Source organism: Lacrimispora algidixylanolytica (assembly GCF_003609635.1).
GTDB lineage: Bacteria > Bacillota > Clostridia > Lachnospirales > Lachnospiraceae > Lacrimispora > Lacrimispora algidixylanolytica.
The window spans coordinates 41,475-63,203 of record NZ_MCIA01000015.1 but is presented as its reverse complement, the minus strand read 5'-3'; the positions used below and the strand labels follow the sequence as shown (position 1 = coordinate 63,203).

Annotated in this window: 20 protein-coding genes; 7 read left to right on the top strand and 13 right to left on the bottom strand. The window is 36.0% G+C overall.

Features of this window, described 5'->3' with window-relative positions; genetic code table 11:
- Positions 1-8: 8 nt before the first annotated feature.
- Positions 9-356 carry a cupin domain-containing protein gene (locus BET01_RS10575; RefSeq protein WP_120196768.1) on the bottom strand — a complete coding sequence of 116 codons (348 nt, stop codon included), beginning with the start codon at positions 354-356 and terminating at the stop codon, positions 9-11.
- 34 nt (positions 357-390) lie between these two features.
- Complete coding sequence (locus BET01_RS10570) at positions 391-1,335, bottom strand: 3-hydroxyacyl-CoA dehydrogenase family protein (RefSeq protein WP_120196767.1); 945 nt, start codon at positions 1,333-1,335, stop codon at positions 391-393.
- A 242-nt stretch (positions 1,336-1,577) separates the two neighbouring features.
- Here BET01_RS10570 and BET01_RS10565 point away from each other — a divergent pair, with 242 nt between their 5' ends.
- Positions 1,578-2,474 (top strand): LysR family transcriptional regulator, encoded by an 897-nt coding sequence (locus BET01_RS10565; RefSeq protein ID WP_120196766.1) that lies wholly within the window; start codon positions 1,578-1,580, stop codon positions 2,472-2,474.
- A 189-nt stretch (positions 2,475-2,663) separates the two neighbouring features.
- Here BET01_RS10565 and BET01_RS10560 read toward each other — a convergent pair whose 3' ends face one another.
- On the bottom strand, positions 2,664-3,206 hold the full coding sequence (locus BET01_RS10560) for a TetR/AcrR family transcriptional regulator (protein ID WP_120196765.1): 543 nt from the start codon (positions 3,204-3,206) through the stop codon (positions 2,664-2,666).
- Positions 3,207-3,371: 165 nt separating this feature from the next.
- Here BET01_RS10560 and BET01_RS10555 point away from each other — a divergent pair, with 165 nt between their 5' ends.
- On the top strand, positions 3,372-5,108 hold the full coding sequence (locus BET01_RS10555; RefSeq protein ID WP_120196764.1) for an ABC transporter ATP-binding protein: 1,737 nt from the start codon (positions 3,372-3,374) through the stop codon (positions 5,106-5,108).
- A gap of 3 nt (positions 5,109-5,111) precedes the next feature.
- Positions 5,112-7,001 (top strand): ABC transporter ATP-binding protein, encoded by a 1,890-nt coding sequence (locus BET01_RS10550; protein ID WP_120196763.1) that lies wholly within the window; start codon positions 5,112-5,114, stop codon positions 6,999-7,001.
- A gap of 150 nt (positions 7,002-7,151) precedes the next feature.
- Here BET01_RS10550 and BET01_RS10545 read toward each other — a convergent pair whose 3' ends face one another.
- Both BET01_RS10545 and BET01_RS10540 read right to left on the bottom strand, forming a co-directional pair.
- On the bottom strand, positions 7,152-8,111 hold the full coding sequence (locus tag BET01_RS10545) for an alpha/beta fold hydrolase (RefSeq protein ID WP_120196762.1): 960 nt from the start codon (positions 8,109-8,111) through the stop codon (positions 7,152-7,154).
- A gap of 141 nt (positions 8,112-8,252) precedes the next feature.
- On the bottom strand, positions 8,253-8,654 hold the full coding sequence (locus tag BET01_RS10540; protein ID WP_120196761.1) for a GNAT family N-acetyltransferase: 402 nt from the start codon (positions 8,652-8,654) through the stop codon (positions 8,253-8,255).
- A gap of 134 nt (positions 8,655-8,788) precedes the next feature.
- On the opposite strand from BET01_RS10540, the gene BET01_RS10535 reads away from it, so the two are divergent.
- The gene (locus tag BET01_RS10535) at positions 8,789-10,132 is read left to right on the top strand and encodes an aminotransferase-like domain-containing protein (RefSeq protein WP_120196827.1); all 1,344 of its coding nucleotides are present in this window, start codon (positions 8,789-8,791) and stop codon (positions 10,130-10,132) included.
- A gap of 87 nt (positions 10,133-10,219) precedes the next feature.
- Positions 10,220-10,864, top strand: coding sequence for a hypothetical protein (locus BET01_RS10530; protein WP_120196760.1), 645 nt, complete (start codon positions 10,220-10,222; stop codon positions 10,862-10,864).
- A gap of 273 nt (positions 10,865-11,137) precedes the next feature.
- Here BET01_RS10530 and BET01_RS10525 read toward each other — a convergent pair whose 3' ends face one another.
- The 7 genes from BET01_RS10525 to BET01_RS21595 form a co-directional block, all read right to left on the bottom strand.
- Positions 11,138-12,085 carry an NAD(P)-dependent oxidoreductase gene (locus BET01_RS10525; RefSeq protein ID WP_120196759.1) on the bottom strand — a complete coding sequence of 316 codons (948 nt, stop codon included), beginning with the start codon at positions 12,083-12,085 and terminating at the stop codon, positions 11,138-11,140.
- Between the two features lie 411 nt (positions 12,086-12,496).
- Positions 12,497-13,663 carry an alpha/beta hydrolase family protein gene (locus BET01_RS10520; protein WP_120196758.1) on the bottom strand — a complete coding sequence of 389 codons (1,167 nt, stop codon included), beginning with the start codon at positions 13,661-13,663 and terminating at the stop codon, positions 12,497-12,499.
- Positions 13,664-14,001: 338 nt separating this feature from the next.
- Entirely contained in the window at positions 14,002-15,051 is a 1,050-nt protein-coding gene (locus BET01_RS10515; protein WP_120196757.1) for a sensor histidine kinase, read from the bottom strand.
- A gap of 5 nt (positions 15,052-15,056) precedes the next feature.
- Positions 15,057-15,749 (bottom strand): response regulator transcription factor, encoded by a 693-nt coding sequence (locus BET01_RS10510; RefSeq protein WP_120196756.1) that lies wholly within the window; start codon positions 15,747-15,749, stop codon positions 15,057-15,059.
- Positions 15,750-15,813: 64 nt separating this feature from the next.
- Positions 15,814-16,407, bottom strand: a complete 594-nt coding sequence (locus BET01_RS10505) for a TetR/AcrR family transcriptional regulator (RefSeq protein WP_120196755.1) — start codon at positions 16,405-16,407, stop codon at positions 15,814-15,816.
- Positions 16,408-16,692: 285 nt separating this feature from the next.
- Positions 16,693-17,001: an amidohydrolase family protein gene (locus tag BET01_RS10500; RefSeq protein WP_158585038.1), complete on the bottom strand. Its 309-nt coding sequence runs from the start codon at positions 16,999-17,001 to the stop codon at positions 16,693-16,695.
- A gap of 35 nt (positions 17,002-17,036) precedes the next feature.
- Complete coding sequence (locus tag BET01_RS21595) at positions 17,037-17,216, bottom strand: hypothetical protein (protein WP_158585037.1); 180 nt, start codon at positions 17,214-17,216, stop codon at positions 17,037-17,039.
- Positions 17,217-17,765: 549 nt separating this feature from the next.
- On the opposite strand from BET01_RS21595, the gene BET01_RS10495 reads away from it, so the two are divergent.
- Positions 17,766-17,957 (top strand): hypothetical protein, encoded by a 192-nt coding sequence (locus BET01_RS10495; RefSeq protein WP_120196753.1) that lies wholly within the window; start codon positions 17,766-17,768, stop codon positions 17,955-17,957.
- Positions 17,958-18,066: 109 nt separating this feature from the next.
- Positions 18,067-20,226 (top strand): peptidase domain-containing ABC transporter, encoded by a 2,160-nt coding sequence (locus tag BET01_RS10490; protein ID WP_120196752.1) that lies wholly within the window; start codon positions 18,067-18,069, stop codon positions 20,224-20,226.
- 397 nt (positions 20,227-20,623) lie between these two features.
- Here BET01_RS10490 and wecB read toward each other — a convergent pair whose 3' ends face one another.
- Entirely contained in the window at positions 20,624-21,727 is a 1,104-nt protein-coding gene (gene wecB, locus BET01_RS10485; RefSeq protein WP_120196751.1) for a non-hydrolyzing UDP-N-acetylglucosamine 2-epimerase, read from the bottom strand.
- Between the last annotated feature and the right edge of the window lie 2 nt (positions 21,728-21,729).

The following is a 21,729-nucleotide window of genomic DNA, read 5'->3' as shown; positions in this document are numbered from 1 at the left end:
TCCCCCTCCTATTGCGGATAATTGATGATGACCAGCATACTTGCCGGGCGGTTGGATTCATTGACCAAATAACGTCCTTCATTTGGCAGGAAGGATATGCTTTCGTTTTGATGAACCACATACTTTGTTCCCGCTTTGTCCGTCACTGTCATCTCCCCTTCCAAGACGTAATAAACCTTCTCTAAGGGATTGTCTTCATAGGCATATTCCGCTCCGCCTCCCGGTAAAAAGGTGGACAGCCCCATCCAGAACTTCTCCGCTCCTGTCTCCTCTTTTCCATGAATCCTCATAGCCGTCATACCAAAATGCCCTGGAGCATTGTAGCTTTTTAATTCTTCCAGCGTTCTCTTTATCATGATTACCCCTCCATCTTATCTATTTTAGATGCTTTTAATCGTACTTCTTACTGGCCTGCAGCTGACGAATTAACCGCTTGTGAAACTGATTCTGAATCTCCTGTTTTTTCTCCTCCGGATAAGAAAAGAACCCTTCTCCAGTCTTAAAACCCAACTTTCCTTCCATGACCTTTTCCCGAAGAAGGGGGCTTGCCTCCGCTGAGCTGTCCATAACAGATAAAAGGTTATCCCCCACGGTGCACCAGATATCCAGCCCCCCAAAGTCTGTTACCTCAAGCTGGCCTGTGGTAGCATATCGGAATGCCGGGCCGTATTTCAAAGCAATGTCAATATCCTTTGGGTCAGCCGCCCCTATGGCCATGAGAGAAAATACCTCTCTTGCGATTCCTTGTTGAATCCGGTTGGCCAAAAGTCCCGGAATGTCTTTTTTTACCTTAGCCGGCCGTTTTTCGATGGAGTGGTAAAGATCTTCCACCTCCTGGTATCGGCTTTCTGTCATATTTCCAAAAAATGACAACTCCACCAAAGGAATCAAATGAGCCGGATTATACCAGTGGCATACCATGATCCTGGCCTTATCCTTTTCCTCTATTTTGGCAGTCAGATCGGAAAATGCGATACTTGAGGTGTTGCTGGTGATAATGGCATCAGCCGGAGCGTACTTGATGAGATTTTCAAAAAGCTGCTGCTTTAAATCTAGTCTCTCGGGGATTGCTTCAATGATGTAATCTGCATCCTTTACCGCAAACTCCAGTTCATTGAACGTCTCAATATTTGCTAGGGATTTCTCAATCCTTTCTGGATTAATCACCCCTTCCTCTTGGAGAAATTCATACTGTTTCCTGATTTTCTCCTTGCAGGTACTGCGCACCTCTTCAAAACTTTCGTATATGGAAACATGATACCCATATAAAGCAAAGCATCCTGCAATGGCATGGCCCATGGTTCCGGCTCCAATGACAGCAATCGTTCGAATCATATGTAACACCTTCTTTTCTTTTTGTAGATTGTGACGATTATCAGTATTTTACTGTTACTTTTTTTGTATTTTTAGTCTATCACCTTTTTGCTTTTATCAGAAATTGATAATATTCATTACAGTAATAACATTTTTTCATGTAATATATCTATTGATTTTTCATAATATTAAGATTTCAGAGAGAACTCATGATATACTGGAGAAGTAAAGCAAGAATTGTTCAGAGAATAAGGAGAATATAAATGAACCTTTTTCAATTAGAATACTTTATCGTCCTGGCCGAAACCCTAAGCTACACAAAGGCTTCCCAGCAGCTCCATATCACCCAGCCCACCTTAAGCAAGCTGATCATAAACTTAGAGCATTCCATCGGTTCCCAGCTCTTTATGCGAAATAAACGAGACGTAAAACTGACCCCCACCGGAAAAGTTTTTTATGACGAAATCAAAAAAACGCTACATTCTTATGATTCCGCCGTAAAAAAGGTAAAGGATCTGGAAAACGGGACCACCGGAGTCATTAGCATTGGACTTTTAGGAACGGCCCTGGTCCATCATTTTCCCAAACTCATCAAACGATTTCATGAGCTTTATCCCACCATCAAGGTCAACCCCATGGACTACACGTACAATCACATCATGGAAACCTTAGCAAGTGGCCAGATAGATGTCGCCATCCTGCCGGATATTGAAATCGACTGCCCCCCTCACATTTTAAAAAAGACTGTTTTTACAGATCAAATGTGTGTCGTCCTGCCCCAGAATCACAAGTTTTCCGAGCTAAAATCCGTTTCCCTTACGATGATAAAAGACGAGCCCTTTATACATATGGATTCAAAGTTTTCAAGAATTGACCACAATCTCATTGACAACATTTATTCACGAGAAGGCTTTTCTCCAAACACGGTTTACGAGGCCAACTCTCTACTTAATATGATGCTCATGGTGGATTGTCAGATTGGCATCTCTCTCCTAGCCAGCCATATGAAGCAGTTTGCAAATGATACGGTACGGTTTGTTCCACTGGTAGGATTTGAGGATTATTTTAAGGTGACATGCCTTTATAATAGGGAATCCAATGATTGTATTGAGAAGTTGCTGGAGGTGGCAGATGAATATGCTAAAAGCTGCATCGTCTGAGCGTTTATGTATCCGACGTATCTAATCCTTTAAGAAATTTTTTATAGATCACTTTATGAGAACATGCACCCCTATCATTTATCCTACTTTTTTAATAAGTGTCCGGTCTATTTAGGTAAAAAAATAGCCACAGGGATTTTACCCTATGGCTATTTTTTTGTGTAGATAAGTATACTTGAATTCATAATATTAGTTTATTTGGGGGAATGTCGAACGAATCATCTTACTTACAACTTGAATAATAATGTTAGTATGTGTCTCATCAAAATGAGACTTTGTGGCTGTAGCAGCAGTAATACAGCATTGTACTCTTACTCGATTTTCAATGGTATCTTCAACACAGTTTACAGACATAAGTCTATTTAAAAGTACTTCCGTTACATAATATGGTAGAAAAAGACTATGAGATCCCTCATTATAAAAGGGGAATTTTTTTTTGATGTCATTATCCCTGAAATCACAAAGAAACTTTTGAATAAAACGTTCTGGTTCTGTAAAGAAATCTTCATAGTAATCCAGGGAACCAAGTGAGTTCTCAATAAAATCAGACACAAGTTCCTGATATAAATCATAAATATCGGAGTAATGATGATAAAATGTCCCTTTGTTTATGATAGCCTGGGAGGCAAGTTCAGTAACCGTGATCTTTTCTACGGGCTTTTTCTGCAATAATTCCATCATTTCACTTTTTATGTTTCTTCTCGTCTTAACAACTCTCAAATCTTCTTTCATAAAACCCCCAACTTTAAATTAAATAGTTTATTTGCTTTGTAATAATCAACGATTTCTCGAATTCGTTTCATATTGAACTAATTATAATCATTGATCATTGACTAAACAACGATAGTTCAATAAAATAATACTCGCTTATAAAACAAATGTAAAGGAGAAAGTAACATGATAAAAACGTTAATGAAGAGTATTAGAGAATATAAAAAAGCTTCTATATTAACACCATTGTATATAACTTTGGAAATAATATTAGAATGTTTATTGCCGCTGGTTATGGCTAGTTTAATTGATAAGATGACCGGTTCATCAATGACACCTATCATACGTTATGGAGTTATTTTAATTATTATGGCAATGTTATCCCTATTATTTGGATACATGTCAGGAAGGATTGGTGCAACGGCATCCTGCGGATTTGCCAAGAATTTAAGGCAAGATGTGTTTTATAAAATACAAAACTTTTCTTTTGCTGATATTGACAATTTTTCAGCCGCATCTTTGGTAACAAGAATGACAACGGATGTGACCAATGTACAAAACGCATATCAAATGATTATTAGAATTGCAGTAAGAACACCACTTATGCTTATTTTTTCGGTCATCATCAGCTTAACCATTAGCGTAAAAATGTCCCTCATCTTTTTAATTATGATTCCCTTTGTTGCAGCTGCATTATTCTCAATTGTCTTTACCGTATTCCCTATTTTTAAACGTATTTTCAAAAAATATGATGCTATGAATAACTCTGTGCAGGAAAATATACAAGGAATCCGTGTTGTGAAGTCTTTCGTAAGAAAGGACTATGAACAAGAAAAGTTTCATAATTCAACCGCTGAGCTGTGTAAGGAATTCACAATCGCGGAGAGAATTATTGCTCTGAACAATCCAATCTTGATGTTTTGTATCTCTCTTGCTATCTTTCTTGTAAGTCTCATTGGAGCAAAGACCATCATTAACAGCGGAGCAACCGAATTAACAACTGGACAGTTATCTTCACTGATCACCTATGGGGTTCAAATTCTTTCTTCTCTTATGATGTTGTCAATGGTTTTTGTTATATGTTCCATGGCAACTGAATCTGCCAATCGTATCTGTGAGGTGTTAAGTTATGAGAGCAACCTAACTTCACCTAACAATGGTGTGACGGAAGTAAAAAATGGAAGCATTCAATTTGAGAATGTTTCATTTAGCTACTCTAAAAAGAACAAAAAGCCCGCATTGACGAATATCAATTTGGATATTAAATCCGGACAAACTATTGGTATCTTTGGTGGTACAGGTTCTTCAAAGACATCGTTGATTCAATTGATTTCCAGACTTTACGATGTCACCGAGGGTAAGGTCACTGTTAGCGGAATCGATGTTAGAGATTATGATCTTGAATCCCTTCGCGATGAGGTTGCAGTGGTATTACAAAAAAACATCTTATTCTCCGGAACAATTAAGGAAAATCTGCGTTGGGGAAAAAAAGATGCTACTGATGAAGAACTTGTCAGAGTATGTAAGCTAGCTCAGGCAGATGAATTTGTTGAGCAGTTTCCTGACAAATATGATACCTATATAGAACAAGGTGGAACCAATGTTTCAGGAGGGCAAAAACAGAGACTCTGTATTGCAAGAGCCTTACTGAAAAAACCTAAGATTTTGATTCTGGACGATTCTACTTCTGCAGTCGATACAAAGACCGATGCTATGATCCGAAAGGCACTTCGTGAAGAAATTCCGGAGACAACCAAGATCATTATTGCACAGAGAACATCATCTTTGGAAGACGCAGACCAGATTATTGTATTAGATGGTGGTGGGATCACCGAGCAGGGAACCCACAATGAATTGCTTTCTAACAAAGGTATCTATTATGAAGTTTATCAGTCACAGACCAATGGAAAAAAGGAGGACTAACGCATGAATAAGAAAAAACAACACAGCTTTGGGCGCCTGATCCAATATTTATTTTTACATTATCAAATTCAATTAATTGCAACTATTATCTGTATTGTAATCAGTTCCTTTGCTTCTACAATTGGAACGATCTTTATTCAGAGGTTAATTGATGAATGTATCATCCCTGGTGTGAACCAAGGATTTGAACCTGTCGCAGGTAAATTTACATCAATACTAATAACCATGGGCTTAATCTATATCTGTGGTGTTATTGCATCGTTGACTTATAATCAGATTATGGCAATGGTCTCACAGGGGACATTGAAGAATTTTAGAAATGATATGTTCGACAAAATGCAAACGCTTCCTATTAAGTATTTTGATACCAATGCACACGGAGATATCATGAGTACTTATACCAATGATGCTGATGCCATAAGACAGTTCATCGGACAGAGTATTCCGACACTAATCCAGTCTATTTTGTCTGTAACTGTCATGTTCCTTACTATGCTTTACTACAGCATCTGGCTCACCTTCGTAGTGATGCTTGTAATCTTTTTTATGCTAAAGATTGCAAAGAAACTGGGCAGTACCACTGCAACTTTCATGATAAAGCAACAGAAATCTTTAGCAAAAGAAGAAGGTTTTATTGAAGAAATGATGCAGGGAATGAAAGTCGTTAAAGTATTTTGTCATGAAGATGAGAACAAAGAAGCGTTTAAAAAATTAAATGAACAGCTTTTTAAAGATGGAGAAAAAGCAAACCAGAACGGAAATGTTCTAATGCCGATTCTAGGTAATGTGGGAAACCTCATGTATGTTCTGCTCGCAGTCGTTGGTGGAATAATGGTCTATTTAAAGACACCAAACCTGAGCCTTACAGGTATCAGCATCGTTTCCATTGGTATTATTGTTTCGTTTTTAGGCATGTCAAGACAGCTTTCACAGACGATTGGTCAAGCATCGATGCAGGTATCTATGATTGCTATGGGACTTGCTGGTGCAACGCGTATATTTGAGTTATTGGATGAACAACCTGAGGAAGACCATGGCTATGTAACTCTCGTAAACGCGAAAAAAGATCTCAATGGTAACTTAATTGAGACGAAGGAAAAAACAGAAATGTGGGCATGGAAACACCCTCATCAGGATGGAACAACCACTCTTACGGAATTAAAGGGAGATGTCAGACTAGAAGATGTTGACTTTGGCTATGTGCCTGAAAAATTAGTGCTAGATAATGTTTCTCTCTTTGCAAAACCAGGGCAAAAAATTGCATTTGTTGGGGCAACTGGTGCAGGGAAAACCACCATTACAAACCTAATCAATCGTTTTTACGATATATGGGAAGGTAAGATTCGTTATGATGGAATTAACATTTCTAAGATCAAAAAACCAGATCTTAGAAGTTCACTGGGGGTGGTATTACAAGATGTCAATTTATTTACAGATACTGTCCTTGAAAATATCCGCTATGGCCGACTGGATGCTACTGATGAAGAATGTATGGCTGCAGCAAAATTAGCCAATGCAGACGATTTCATAACAAGACTTCCGGATAGTTATCAAACAATGTTGACAGGAAATGGTTCAAGCCTCTCCCAGGGACAAAGGCAGCTAATTTCGATTGCACGTGCAGCAGTCGCAGATCCACCAGCTATGATCTTAGATGAAGCAACTTCTTCAATTGATACAAGAACAGAAGCCTTAATTCAAACGGGTATGGATAACCTAATGAAAGGTAGAACTGTATTTGTTATTGCGCATAGGCTCTCGACTGTGAAAAATAGTGATGCGATTATGGTTCTAGATCATGGCAAGATTATTGAAAGAGGCTCCCATGAAAGCTTGATTGAACAAAAAGGAACGTATTATCAGCTTTATACGGGCGCATTTGAACTGGAATAAAGATTCATTTATAGAGTAAATTAAGGGCCATTGCATCATAAGTTTATATATTACTTATGATGCAATGGCTCTTTTTATCTCGGTTTGTCATGTTTAAAGAAATGTCCGTATGGCAGTACTAAACTTTACTCGCTTCGAAAGTTTACACCTTTATTTTAAATGTGTGGATATAAACTCTTCCGTCATTTCGGCAATTTTATCAGCATTTGTCCAATGTAAATAGTGCCCTCCACTAAGGGGTTCTATCTTTTGAATGGCAGCATTTGAAATCACTTCTTCATGAAGTGGTAACCAATCAGGTTCTGTGTCCACTGTATCTTTTGATAAAAATGCTAGAACAGGTAAATCATTTGGATATTTCACGTCGTAAAGTTCTTTTGTATTTGAATTTACCGTATTCAATTCATTTATTATAGAGACATTTAGACTATTCCAAAGGGTTGCCTTGTTTTTCAATTTAACTAGTTCCGCGGAATAATAATTGTTTTGGTTCATACCGTCATCAGCACTTGGTGAAAGGTATGAAAGATCCCTCATAATTCCTAACGTGTTAAGTAACGTCAAATTGTGTGACATATCCTCATCTTTATTGGTTTTGGTTTGATTCGGCACAGATTCATCAATTCCGATTATTGCTTCCACTTCATTTGGATAATTTTTTGCATAATACATTGAATATATACCCGATATGGAATGAGGCATCAAAATATATGGTCCGCTAATATCTAATTCTTTTAGTGCTGTTCTTATTTCATTTACTATATTTTCATTAGATCGATCTTTCTTCGTCGTACGGCTAAAACCATACCCAAAGGATTCAAGGATTACAACTTTATAATCCTTACTTAATCTTTCTGCTAAAGGCATAAAATCAGCAATTGGTGATGCGGTCCCTAAGCCACTTAGTAACACGATTGTTTTTTCTCCTGAGCCGGTCACATACGCATGCATATTTTTACCATCAACTTCTATCGACTGACCGATTTTGTATTTGTTTTTTTCAATTGAATTCTGAATGTTATGCGATACTGCTGAGATTATTACAAATCCGACGATAATCCCTAAAATCAATAGGAATATCTTACCGATTATTTTAAGTCCCTTTTTCATCTATTTTTCCTCCATGATTTTCATTTGCCAAAAGAGTTACAAGTGCATTTTTTTCATTTTCTTCTATCATAAATATTTCTATTATAAACCCTGCATCAGCTGCCCGTATTCCAGAATGTTAATAACAAGTACTTATTTTATTCAGCTTTGTTTACGTAACATGCCGTACTTATTTTGTGGCAAATACTCAAATTGATACTTATGATATAACAAATCTGCAGGACTGTTCGCTATCAAACAGATATAACTATCTTCAAACGTATTTTGTTCAAAGTAGTGATTGATTTCTTTCATGATTAGATCTGCAAAACCTCTCCTTCGATAATTTTCATCCACCATAATATCACTCACCACATAAGTGATTCCTCCATCACCTACAATTCTTCCAAATCCAATCAACTCTTCTTTTTCGTAAAGAGATACTGTAAATAATGAATTTGCTAATGCTTTTTTGCTTCTATCCAAATCCTTATCACCCATTCCTGAACGAAGTCTTAAGCTAACATAATCTTCCGCTTTCGGTTTTTCATAGACCATCTTCATATCTGTATTCCTCCATCTATTCTCCAATTGCTTTTATCGTTGTAGTTTTCATATTCCTATTTTAATTTATACAGCGCTATGTTACAATGGAAACAAACTCAATGTGTACCGGTACAGAAATGAAGGTGTGTACTATGTATAAATATCTATCATTATTAAACGATATTGAAAACATGATAAAAAGTGGCGACTATCGACAAGGTGAGAAAATCCCTTCCATTCGCATTTTATCGAAATCCTATCACTGTAACAAAAGTACTGTTATTCGTGCATTGGCTGAACTGGAACGAAAACATATAATTTATTCTCTTCCCAAAAGCGGTTATTATATTGTAACATCAAAAACCGAATTAATTCAAGGGGATAAACTTATATTGGACTTTTCCTCTTCTTCTCCTGATCCTGCGGTGTTTCCGTATCTAGATTTTCAGCACTGCATCAATCAGGCAATTGACATCTATAAGAATGATTTGTTTATCTATGGTACTCCCAGGGGATTACCTTCCTTGATCGATGTGGTCCAAAAACAGTTAACCAATTATCAGGTGTTTGCCAAGAAGGAAAATATTTTTATAACATCTGGAATTCAGCAGGCATTATCCATCTTGGCTATAATTCCTTTTCCTAATAATAGAGAAACCATATTAATAGAGCAACCAGGTTATCATCTATTCATTGAATCCTTACAAGCACTGCAAGTACCAGTACTTGGTATCAAAAGAACCAGTAAAGGAATTGATTTATTTGAATTAGAGAGAATGTTTAGAGAAGAAAACATTAAATTCTTTTATACAATGCCAAGATATCATAATCCTTTGGGAACGTCCTACTCTCAAGAAGAGAAAAAGAAAATTTTAGAACTGGCACGAAAATATAATGTATTCATTGTAGAAGATGATTACTTAGCTGATTTTGAACAAAATTCAAAAGCTGACCCAATCTATTCCTACGATAATTTTACACATGTCATCTATTTAAAGAGTTATTCAAAAATCATCTTCCCTGGATTAAGAATTGGCATTGCCGTAATCCCCGATTCATTAATCAAAATATTTAGTCAGTACAAAAGGATTCTTGATATAGACAGTTCTATGCTTTCACAGGCAGCATTAGAAATCTATATTAAAAACGGCATGTTTGAAAGACATAAAGAAAAAATGAAAGCAACTTATTATTCAAGAGCGAACTGTTTAATATCGGCATTGGAAAACGAACAAAAAAAGCGGAATCTGGCTAACTTTTCGTATGCTCCGGTAAAAAATATTGCTTTTCATACTTATATTGAATTGAATGAGCAGATATCATGTGAGAAGGTGATACACCGACTAAAAGATAAATCAATTATAGTTGATGGAGTAAATAATAATTATTTACGTTCCTTTCTAGAAAGAAACTCTATCTTAAAACTTAATATCTCAAATGTGGAGAAGGAATATATTGAAGAAGGTATTTCGGAGATAGTGAAACAAATTTATTAACAAATTAAGGTGAGTTATTATTAATGTAAAAGAGATTAATTAGCCTAAGGCTTTTTGATACTATAAAACTAAGGGGAATTATTAAGTATGAAAAAATCAAAGTTATTCACAACTGCTATTCTTATCCTTACAACGATTCTAGTAGCTGGATGCAGCAAAAAAACAGGTACTGTTTCTACGACATCGGAAACGACCATTTCTGAAAGTTCCATCGAGGGATCTGAAGATGAAACCAAAGACAACTTAGAAGCCATGGGAGGTGTCGAAGTAGAGAAAGGACTTTTCAATGTCGAGCTAACGATTCCTGCTCAATTTGTTGGCGAACAAACACAAGAAGAATTAAACGAATTAAGCAAAGAAAAGGGTTACAAGTCCATTACCTTGAATGAGGATGGAAGCGCAAAATACATATTAACAAAACAGCAGCATAAAGATATGATGGCAGAATTAAATACCAATATCAATACATCTTTATCGGAGATGATCGGCTCAGAAGATTATCCGAATTATACAGATATCACAGCCAATGAAAACTATACCGAATTTGTGATTACTACTAAGTCTACTGAGTTATCCATGACTGAAAACTTCTCTGCACTGGGTTTGTATATGTACGGTGGTATGTATAACATTTTTAACGGAACACCAGTTGATAACGTATCAGTTAAATTTATAAATACAGATACAGGAGCCGAAATCACGACCATGAATTCAAAAAATATGGGGCAATAATTTAACATTGAGACTAATCCAAATTGGGTTAGTCTTTCTTTTGTCACAGCTTGGTGTATTGCCCAGTTTTGTGCCTTTTTCCATTTCTCTAAAAAAATTACATACGATCTATTTTAAATGTGCACAAACATTATTCTTAAAAAAGAGAGACCGTCCATTCTCAATTAGCTTGAAAATGAACGGTCTCTCTTGAACACCTTTCTGACTTAGTTGGTGTCAAATGTATCCCCATACAAATCTGTATAGGGAGAATCTGTTTTTATTATATCAAAACTAGAGCAACTGGTTAAGCTTACTTTCAGGCTCTTCACCATTTTCTACACGCTTTATATTATTCACAAAGAAATCATATCTCTTTTTATGAAATTTAAGACCGTCAGGCAGCCCAGCTGTATGAGGCGTAAGTATCACATTACTCAAATTCCGAAGCTCACTGTCAATTGGAAGGGGTTCTTTTTCAAACACATCAAGACATGCACCTGAGATATCTTTGTTTTTTAACGCATCTATTAAGTCTTTTTCATTTACAATCCCACCACGAGATGTATTGATAAACAATGCAGTATTCTTCATTTTCTTGAATACTTCTTTGTCAATTAGTTTTTGGCTTTGCGGATTCAAGGATGCATGTACAGTTACTATATCTGATTTGCTTATAAGATCATCGAAATTTATTATCTGAGCAAACCCATCATACTGTTTAACAGGATTTCTTGCATAAACCAGCACATTCATATCGAAAACCTCGCAAAACTTGGCTACTTTTTTACCAATAGCGCCAAACCCAATAATTCCAACTGTTTTGCCTTTTAACTCACTCCCTGTATAATTCAATTGATTTTGATCTATTTTGTTTTTCATGAAAGCATCAAGAAACGGTATGTTTTTATAATAAGATAATATTAATGCCATTACATGCTCAGCCACTGCCTGAGCATTCACTCCTGCTGCATTGGCTGCCCAAATGCCGAGTTGTGTACAGGCATCGATATCTACATTATCATATCCTGCACCTGTCTGAACTAATTTTAATTCTTTTGCTATAGAAAGTAGATTGTAGTCAATTCTAACATGTTCTGGTATGATTACTTGGCAATCTTTCATATGATGCAGCATTTCTTCTCCAGGTGGAACTATAATGATGTTCCATTCTTCGGGAAAATGCCTTATAATATTCAATTTAGAGGACTCCGTGAAATAGCCGACAATGAGAATTTTCATTACCATCCCACCTTTCATACTTTATATATTTAAATAAAATCTATTTCTTGTTTGTACTTGCAAATCAGGAAACATCATGGCCATATACTACAAAAAAACATAAGTTTAAATATTTTACTCTCTAAATTTAGTATAGTTATTCCTCCTTATATAGTCAAGTGCTTTCGATTCAGCCTTAACTTCTTAAATTCAACCTCTTGCGTATCCGTTTCTCATTCTGTCTGAACCTCTTTTTAGGAAGAAGAATACCCCTTCATTTTTGCACCTAGACCCTAGAACCACATCCTTTATAGAAAAACAAATCTGGAAACAAAATGAGGACAGCAATTTGCAAGATCTTCACGTGCAACTACCCTAAATCATCTATGAGAAGGGAAAAAAGAGGGCTGCCATAAATCATTTTTTAATATGCTAGCGATCACTTGGGCGAGGTGCTGTCGGACCAAGCCCGATGGAGCAGAGCCAATTCAGCGCTACCTCATGGAGAACATTGATGTTGTCAACCTGACAATGTTCTAATCCGCCAAGTCGTCTGTCCTCAATTGGGAAAAACGTCTTGTTTTTCGAACCGGCCTGCTCGTAATTCTTCCAGGCTTGTGATAGCGGATTTGGCTGTACCAATATCTCTTCCACACCATGCATCACAAGAAGCGGGCACTCTATTTGGTGGAGCACGCCCTCCAGATCATAGGCAAAACGCGGATTGCCCGCAAATTCATCCAAACTTTTGGCGCCCAAAATTCTCATGCCGTGGGCTGCCAGACTCGGTGGCATCCATTTAAGCATTGCTTCCCAGTCGAACGCATGCGTACCACCGTCGGAAATGACGGCAGCTATTCTGTGATCAAATGAAGCAAATCGCAAAGAGTCGTATGCCGCAAAGCTCTCACCGTGCACGATGATTTTATCTGGATCGACTTCCGGACGTGTCAGAAGAAAATCGATTGCCCGTGAATGGAAGGCCTCGCTGTCAGCCCGTCTCCCCTTCCCCTTCTCATACATTGACAGACCAGTTCCAGGCTGGTCATAGACCAGAAAGTTGTACCCACACGAAAGAAAGGCAGGGCCCAGCCAGAAATAGTTCTCGATTGACCACTCATCCCCACCGTTGAGAGCGAAAATCGTTGGCTTCGGGCCTTTTATCCAAGAAGGCGAGAAGAAATATCCATTCAGTTTAACATCCTCATAATCAACTTTGATCTTCTCCGGAGGAACATCAAAGTATTTTCCTGCAGCCTCAAAGAGTTCATTTACCTTATTAAATAGAGATATTTTCTCAGCGTCATCACTCATCACAGAATACTCCGCAATTCGGTAGTAATTACAAGAGCGAATATAGCAGTTACGTGCTGTATACCAGTTTCCAATGGCTTCGGCCTCCTTTCCGTGCTTTTCCAGGGCCTGAGCCGTTATAAGCCATTCTCTATGCCACGTATCCTTATCATTTGGATCTATTTTTTTACAGGCTTCGTAGATCTCGGTGACATCCGTAGCACCGAGGCTTGCCATACCCAGGGCTTTGGTAACCTGGTATGACATCATGTAGTTATCAGGCCAACGGCTGAATTCAACTGACATTCCAATATCCTCCTTTTTCAGTTCTAATGATTACTCCCCTCGTCACTTCAATAGACAAAAAAGTGCAGATTCCTAAGTGGGATCTCTTGTCTATGGCGACATCAAGAAAATTATCTTTAGTCATATAGTTTTACTCCTTTCTATTCTTGTATTGTTTTTGGCTACAAGAAAATATTACAATGCAAAGATAAAGCTTCACTTAAAAGAAAATAAATGTTAATAAAGAGAATATAAAAAACTATGAAGCAATGGCAAATAAAAATAGCCGCTGCCTTTGTATTCACAGCTGGCAGCGACCTTTAACTTTGTTGTAAAGAAAATGGATGAATGAGTTAGTATTATGTCATAAGAGGAAGGCTGAACTTTATCCCTAAACCTCCATACTCGGAATGATATGCAAAAATTTTGCCACCATGATGTTCAATAATGGATTTACAACTTGCAAGACCAAGTCCCATCCCCTCGTTCTGGGCTTGCCTTGATTTATCCACAGTGAAAAACTTGAGAAACAGGGATGATATATCCTTATCTGGTACACCAATTCCATTATCCTCAATTAGAAAGAATACATGACGCCCTTGTTGATACCCGGTCATGTACACTTTTAACTCTCTTTCCCCTCCATATCTTACCGCATTACTGAAGAGATTACCGAAAACCCGACGTATCATCGTTTCATTGGCCATCATCAGCATATTTTCTGCAAATGAATGATGACAAGTAAACTCATAGCCAAGTCCATCCAGTTCATATTCATATTCCATTGCAATATCTTCGAATAATTTTGAAACATCTATAGGTTTAGTTCTCATAGATTCTAAATCCATTTTTTCTTTGGTAAAACTGGAGAAGTCATTGATGAGTTCTGTCATATATTTCGACTTCTTTTGAATCAGCTCATAATATTCCTGCCTTTCAGTCTCTGGTAGATCCCTGTGCGTACCTAGCAGTTGAGCAAAACCATTCATAGATGTTAAAGGTGTTTTTAGATCGTGAGTAATTGCCGCAATGATATCTATTTGCTCTTTGTTTGCCAGTCGAAGCCTTTCCTCCATATTATTAAAGTGTTTGTAAAGAGCACCAATTTCATCATTACTCCTTCGTGTAAGCGGATGCAATGTATGTACTATATTGACCTCTTCCAACCTGGCATTAAGTAATTGAATTGGTTTCTCTATATTAAAACGTATATAGAGAATGAGAATACTAAATATGATACAGGCAATGGCACATATGGGCAGAAGCAAAGAAACATACTGTGGAATCAGCGCTGAACTTCGTATCGGTGAACCTGCTGCAAAAATAATCTTCAAATATATTCCTATTGAAGTCATAAAAACAAGAAACATTATCAGGAATAAAAGGGAAAGCTTTATTTTTAGTTTCATGCTAATTATTCTCTTTCTGTATACTTATATCCGATACCCCAAATTGTTTTAATAAAGTCACACTCAGGATCAAGTTTCTTACGAATATTTTTTATATGAACAGTTACGGTATTTATTTCTCCGTATTCGTCTCCCCAAACATTTTCATAGATCTGCTCACGAGTCAATACATTATTGGGGTGGTTCATAAGAAAAAACAATATTTGAAATTCCTTCGTTGATAAATCGAGCTTCCTGCTATTAAGGAATGCTTCAAACGTCTTTTCGTTTAAAATGAGTGGAGAAATCAATTTTTCTTTATCGAAATCAATATTATTCCATTCTTTAAACAGCCTGTCTACTTTTCTGAAGTGAGCCTTTATCCTGGAGATAAGTTCCTGACAACTAAATGGTTTGGTTATGTAATCGTCTGCTCCTATTTCGAGACCAACAATTTTATCGATCTCCTTATCACGCGCACTTAAAAACAGAATTGGAACATTATAAGATTTTCGGATGCTTCGGCAGGCATCAAGACCATCCATGCCAGGCATCATTATATCAAGAATAATGAAATCAATGGAATTTTCTTTCAATGCAGATAATGCCTCTTCCCCAGAATATGCCGAAATTGTTTCAAATTGTTCGTATCTTAAACTCTTTGTGATAAGTTTTACGATATCTTCATCATCGTCTACAACTAGTATCTTTTTTAGCATTTTACACCTTCTCAACGTTTTTACCAACTACATTTTTTCTTATGTGTAGTTCTATCCACTCGGCTTATTTATGTGCCATATATATCGGAAGTAAAATATTATCTATGATATCTTCAATACTCGATTCTACTAGTGTGCCATGCAAAACAATCTCGTTAATAATTAGAAGATAAGGTAAATTTAGAGCTTTTTCAGAAATAGTATTAATTGAAAGTGAAACCTCGTTACGATAATTAGCTCTCAATATAATAGCCTCAATTGATTTACGAATACTGTTCTCGTGATTACTACCACTAAAAAAATCATAAGAAGCTATATTGGAAAACATATCTGAAATTAAATCTCTTAGGTCATCAGGCTTGATAATATTAAAAATAGGATTTAAACTTTCAAATAATGCCGTTAAATCTTCTTTCAGGGAGCCATGATCTGAAATTTCAAAATTTATTTCTGGTACTTGTCGGCTTAAAGCAGTCATAACAAGATGGCATTTTTGAGACCAGCGGCGATAAATCGCATTTTTATTGGTTTTTGCAGCATGTGCTACATCAATCATAGTCATGCCGCCATATCCCGTTTGTTGAATCAGTAGCCAAGCCTGATCTAGAATTGCATTTTCCAGTGTGGTACCCCGGCGTCGACTAACATTTTTATTCACAGTACAACCTCCTATTGTTGGTCATTGAACCATAACGCATATTATGTTATTATTTTAAATGCCGTCATATATAAGGTACTCAAGTACCTTATATCGATAGCATATCACAACGAATTGTAATATGCAAATACTATCTTTTTACTTTCAAATCTGCTTCAATGATCTCTTCAGCAGTCAATGTCTTAGAAAGTTGTTTTAATGTCTGCTCCCCATATTCAGTTCGAATACTATCATTTCGCTCGTAACGAATTATAATATCTCCTATCTTCTAATCGTTCAATTTCTCTACTTTTCGTTTGTATATTTTTTCTTAATAAAGTCTAGTTCATCCTTACTGTGATACGAACCTGCACGTATCACAGCGTTTATCTTATGAAGATTTTGAACGCTCTCGATAGGATCTCCATCCAAAAGTACTAAATCAGCATTCTTGCCAGCTTCTACGGTCCCCATATCATCCAGCCTCCCTAGAAACTCAGCTCCGCTCAAGGTCGTCATCTGAAGAACATGAAGTGGGGAGATGCCAGCTTTCTCAAGCTCGTCAAATTCTATGTGAATAGCATCACCTTCGCTCCCATCGGTCCCAACCATCATCTTAACGCCTTTCAGATCATAGGTCCTTACGAGACTTAAATATAGATTATAGAGGCTCTGTGAAGTGGTTTCACTGTTCCCACCAAACAGGCCGCCAGAATCAGATAAGCAAACCATTGCTCCCCACTGCTGATCATCAGCACTAGAACAACGCCGAACAAAAGCACTAATAGTAGTGTAAAACCAATAGTCATTAAAATATCTCTTCGCTTCATCGTATTATCCTTCCTTTTTCTTGATACCAAAAACGAGATTATTTTATTATTGAGTCACGCCAGAAGAGCAATATTTATAATATGCACCACCAACCGCGACAAACCAGCACTATTTCTATGACTATGAAAGATTACACATTATAAAATTGATGAACTTTACGATAAATCTACTATTTGTATTTTAACTTCATCCGTATATTAGATAGCGTTTTGGAATATTCACGGACCTTTTATTTTGGTGTTTTAACGTGTTAAACTTTTCGTGTCCACACTTATATATTAACACCATGATATTATCATAAGATTATGATTAAATATATTATTTTTATTTATTATTTGATGTTTCTTGACATTTTTCCATCTATGTAGATTTTATAAATTATTTTTGTGTATTCATCAATAAATATTTCTTTTTTATTAAATATAACATAGATTTTACATAATAACTCACTTGCAAATAGATGTGTTTAAAGAATTTTTAACATATATTTGTGTTTAGGCAATATACATTAAAAAGATCCAAATAAAAACGAAAGGAAGTACTTAACTATGCAGAAATTATCAATTCAGGAACAAAGAAATATTATTGGAGGTGGCTGGGGATTTAAGGCTTATGACCAGTATGGAAATTTAGTATATTTCAATTTTAACTTTGGATCACAAGGGGAAGCTACACATTATAGAAATCTCACACAAAATGAGAATCCAAGTTGGAACGTCTTTAGTGTAGAATTTAGATAAGTATATATTTTCATATACACTTTAAAATCAAAAAGCTGATTTCATATGAAATCAGCTTTTTAAAAATAATTATATTTATGAAGTACATATAATCCAAGGAAGGAAAAAGATGAAATACATTACTAAATATCCCTGTATAAGACAGCAAGATTTGCGTGACTGCGGTCCCGCTTGTTTGGCTACAATATGTGAAAGTTATGGATTAAAACTACCAGTTTCAAAAATAAGAGTACTATCGGAAACTGATTTAGAAGGAACTTCCATCTTTGGTATGATTCAGGCAGCTGAAAAACTAGGGTTTCAAGCAGAGGGAGTTCGTACAAACAATAAAAACGAGCTTTTTAATTCATTACAGGTACCACTTATTGCCCATATTATAACGGATAAAATGTTACTTCATTTTGTAGTTATACACAAAATAACGAATAACTATATCACAGTTGCGGATCCTGAGAAAGGTATCATTCGTTATAAGCCAGATGATTTTTTCAAATTATGGACTGGTATCCTAATTCTAATGACCCCCACAATAAGATTTCGAAAAGGAAATCAAACGAAGAGCATTTATAATCGTTTTTGGAATTTAATATTTGTACAAAAAAAGTTACTCTTGGGCATCTTCTTTGCCTCCATCTTAGTTACAGCTTTTGGACTAGCTGGTTCTCTGTATTATCAAATACTAATAGACAATATAATACCCAGAAAAACTCTGTCTGGCTTACACATACTTTCTATATCAATGTTAATATTGTCCATTTTCAAAGTATTATTTGAATTTCTAAGAAAAATATTATTACTATATATGGCTCAGAAAATAGATATACCGCTTATGTTAGGATATTATAATCATGTTGTTAATTTACCTATGAACTTCTTTTCTACTAGAAAAGTCGGTGAAATTATATCCAGATTTAGAGATGGAGATAAAATAAGAAATGTTATTTCTCAAGTGACGTTGACTCTTATGATTGATACATTGATGTCAATTATCGGAGGGGTAATCCTTTATATGAAAAATAGCAAATTATTTTTCCTTTGTTTTATCCCAATTACTCTTTACATGATATTCATCGTTTTATTCAAGAATAAGTTGAAAAAAGTAAATTTAGAAGTAATGGAAGATAATGCAGTTTTAACTTCTTATTTAGTCGAATCATTAGAGGGAATAGAAACGATTAAAGCGTACAATAGAGAAGATCTTGTAAAAGACAAAACAAAAAGTAACTTTCTAAAGTTAATAAAAAGTGGTTTTACTCAGGGATTAACATATAATGTTCAGGAATCCCTAATGGGTGTAGTCAGCGGAGGTTTTGCTGTTGTTTTACTATGGTTTGGAGGGAGCTTAGTTTTAAAAAATGAAATAACCATTGGTGAACTTATTACCTTTAATGTTCTTTTAGCATATTTTATTGAGCCGATCAGTAGAATAATAAACCTACAACCTCATCTTCAAGAGGCAATTGTAGCAAGTGACCGCTTAGGAGAAATTTTAGATCTAGAGCTGGAAAAACAAGGAGAAGAAACTGAAAAACCTAATAGCTTATATGGTGATATTGTATTAGAGCTTGTTGATTTTGCTTATGGTTTTAAAGATAACATTTTAAATAATGTAAATATTCATATTAAGCAAGGACAAAAAATTGCACTAGTAGGCGAAAGCGGATCTGGAAAAACAACCATTGCAAAATTATTAATGGGGTTCTATAAAATTAAAGATGGGAAAATTAGCATTAACACATATAATATAAATGATATAGACAGAGATATTTTAAGAGATAGAATAAGCTATATATCACAAGATTCATTTTTCTTTACCGGAACAATAAGGAGCAATTTAGAATTTGCTTACGAGAACGTAACATATGATGATATGATAAGTGCCTGTAAGAAAGCTCAGATACACGATTACATTATGAGTTTACACGCAGGCTATGATTTTGTATTAGAAGAAAGAGGAATGAACTTATCTGGTGGTCAGCGGCAACGCTTATCAATTGCAAGGGCATTGTTAAAAAAACCAGACATAGTGATAATGGACGAAGCAACATCAAATTTAGATTTGTTAACAGAAAGCGCGATACAAAAAACGCTAGAGGAATGTGTTAGTGGAATGACTACAATTATAATTGCACATAGATTAAGTACGATTAAGCAGTGTGATAGTATTTATGTTATAGATAAAGGTAATATTGTTGAAGAAGGTAGCCATAATGAATTAATAAACAAAAAGGGGATCTATTTTAAGCTTTGGAGTGAACAAGGGTTATAACGAAATGCTTATGGAACATTTTAAGCAGGACAAGGAAATGTTAAAAGTTGTTTTCCTCGCCGCGTTTTTGCACGTCCCGTCGTTCGGAAATTTGTGCGCTTACGACTGTCGATGTTCACAGAAACATTGTGTCTTTTAATAAAGCAATGGTAAGAGTGTCAAGGGGAGAATGGACTATAAAAACGCTATACCGTGACTTATTTTCTTTCTATACCAAATGACTATTAAAGAAACATTTCTCTCATTATACCCTATGTCATCCGTGGAAGAGCCAAAAAATAAGGCTAAAAATCGCATTTTTTAGCCCCATTTTTCACTCAAAAGCTATAACTTCTTGTGGTGAAACCCTGCAATTTTACCGTTTTCATCCATTCGCACATATCTAAATCGTAACCTTTCAATAACCAAATGATTTCTCCAATATATCAGCTATTCTTTCACTTGCATGCCCATCACCATATGGATTGCTCGCATGACTCATTTTTTCATACTCAGCTTTATCATCAAGGAGCTGTTTACATGTTTTATAGATTACTCCTTCATCTGTTCCAACCAGTTTTAAAGTGCCGGCAGCTATGCCCTCGGGCCGTTCTGTTGTATCACGCATAACCAGAACTGGCTTTCCCAGACTTGGTGCTTCTTCTTGTATTCCACCGCTATCAGTCAATATTAAATAACATCTTGAAAGAAAATTGTGAAAATCCAAAACATCGATTGGTTCGATTATTCTTATTCTATCATGTTTACCAAGGATTGTATTGGCCGCTTCTCTCACCACTGGGTTCATATGAATAGGATAGAGCACTTTGATATCTGGCGTCTCATCGACAATTCTCTTTATTGCTCTGAATATATTGTTAAGTGGTTCTCCAAGATTTTCTCTGCGATGAGCAGTCAACATGATGAGTCTGCTATCTTTTGACCACGTAAGCTGCTCATGAGTATAGTCCTCTCTCACCGTAGTTTTTAGTGCATCAATCGCAGTGTTTCCAGTCACATAAATCGTTGATGGGACTTTCCCTTCATGAATCAAGTTATTTTTAGATAATTCCGTGGGCGCAAAATGATACATTGCTAAGATACCGACTGCCTGACGATTAAACTCTTCCGGATATGGGGAGAAAATATTATAAGTTCTAAGTCCAGCCTCAACATGTCCAACCGGAATTTGCAGGTAGTAGCAAGCCAGAGCAGTTACAAAAGTAGTAGAAGTGTCGCCATGTACTAATACCAAATCAGGTTTAACTTCTTCTAAAATGCTTTTAATGCGATTAAGAATGTTAGTTGTTATATCAAATAGCGTCTGATTATCCTGCATAATTGACAAATTGTAATCAGGTACTACATTAAAAACTGTCAATACCTGATCCAGCATTTGACGATGCTGTCCAGATACACAAACTATTGTTTTTATTTTTTTTCGAGATTTCAACTCATTCACCAAAGTACACATCTTAATTGCCTCGGGGCGCGTTCCAAAGACCAGCATAACGGTTTTCATTC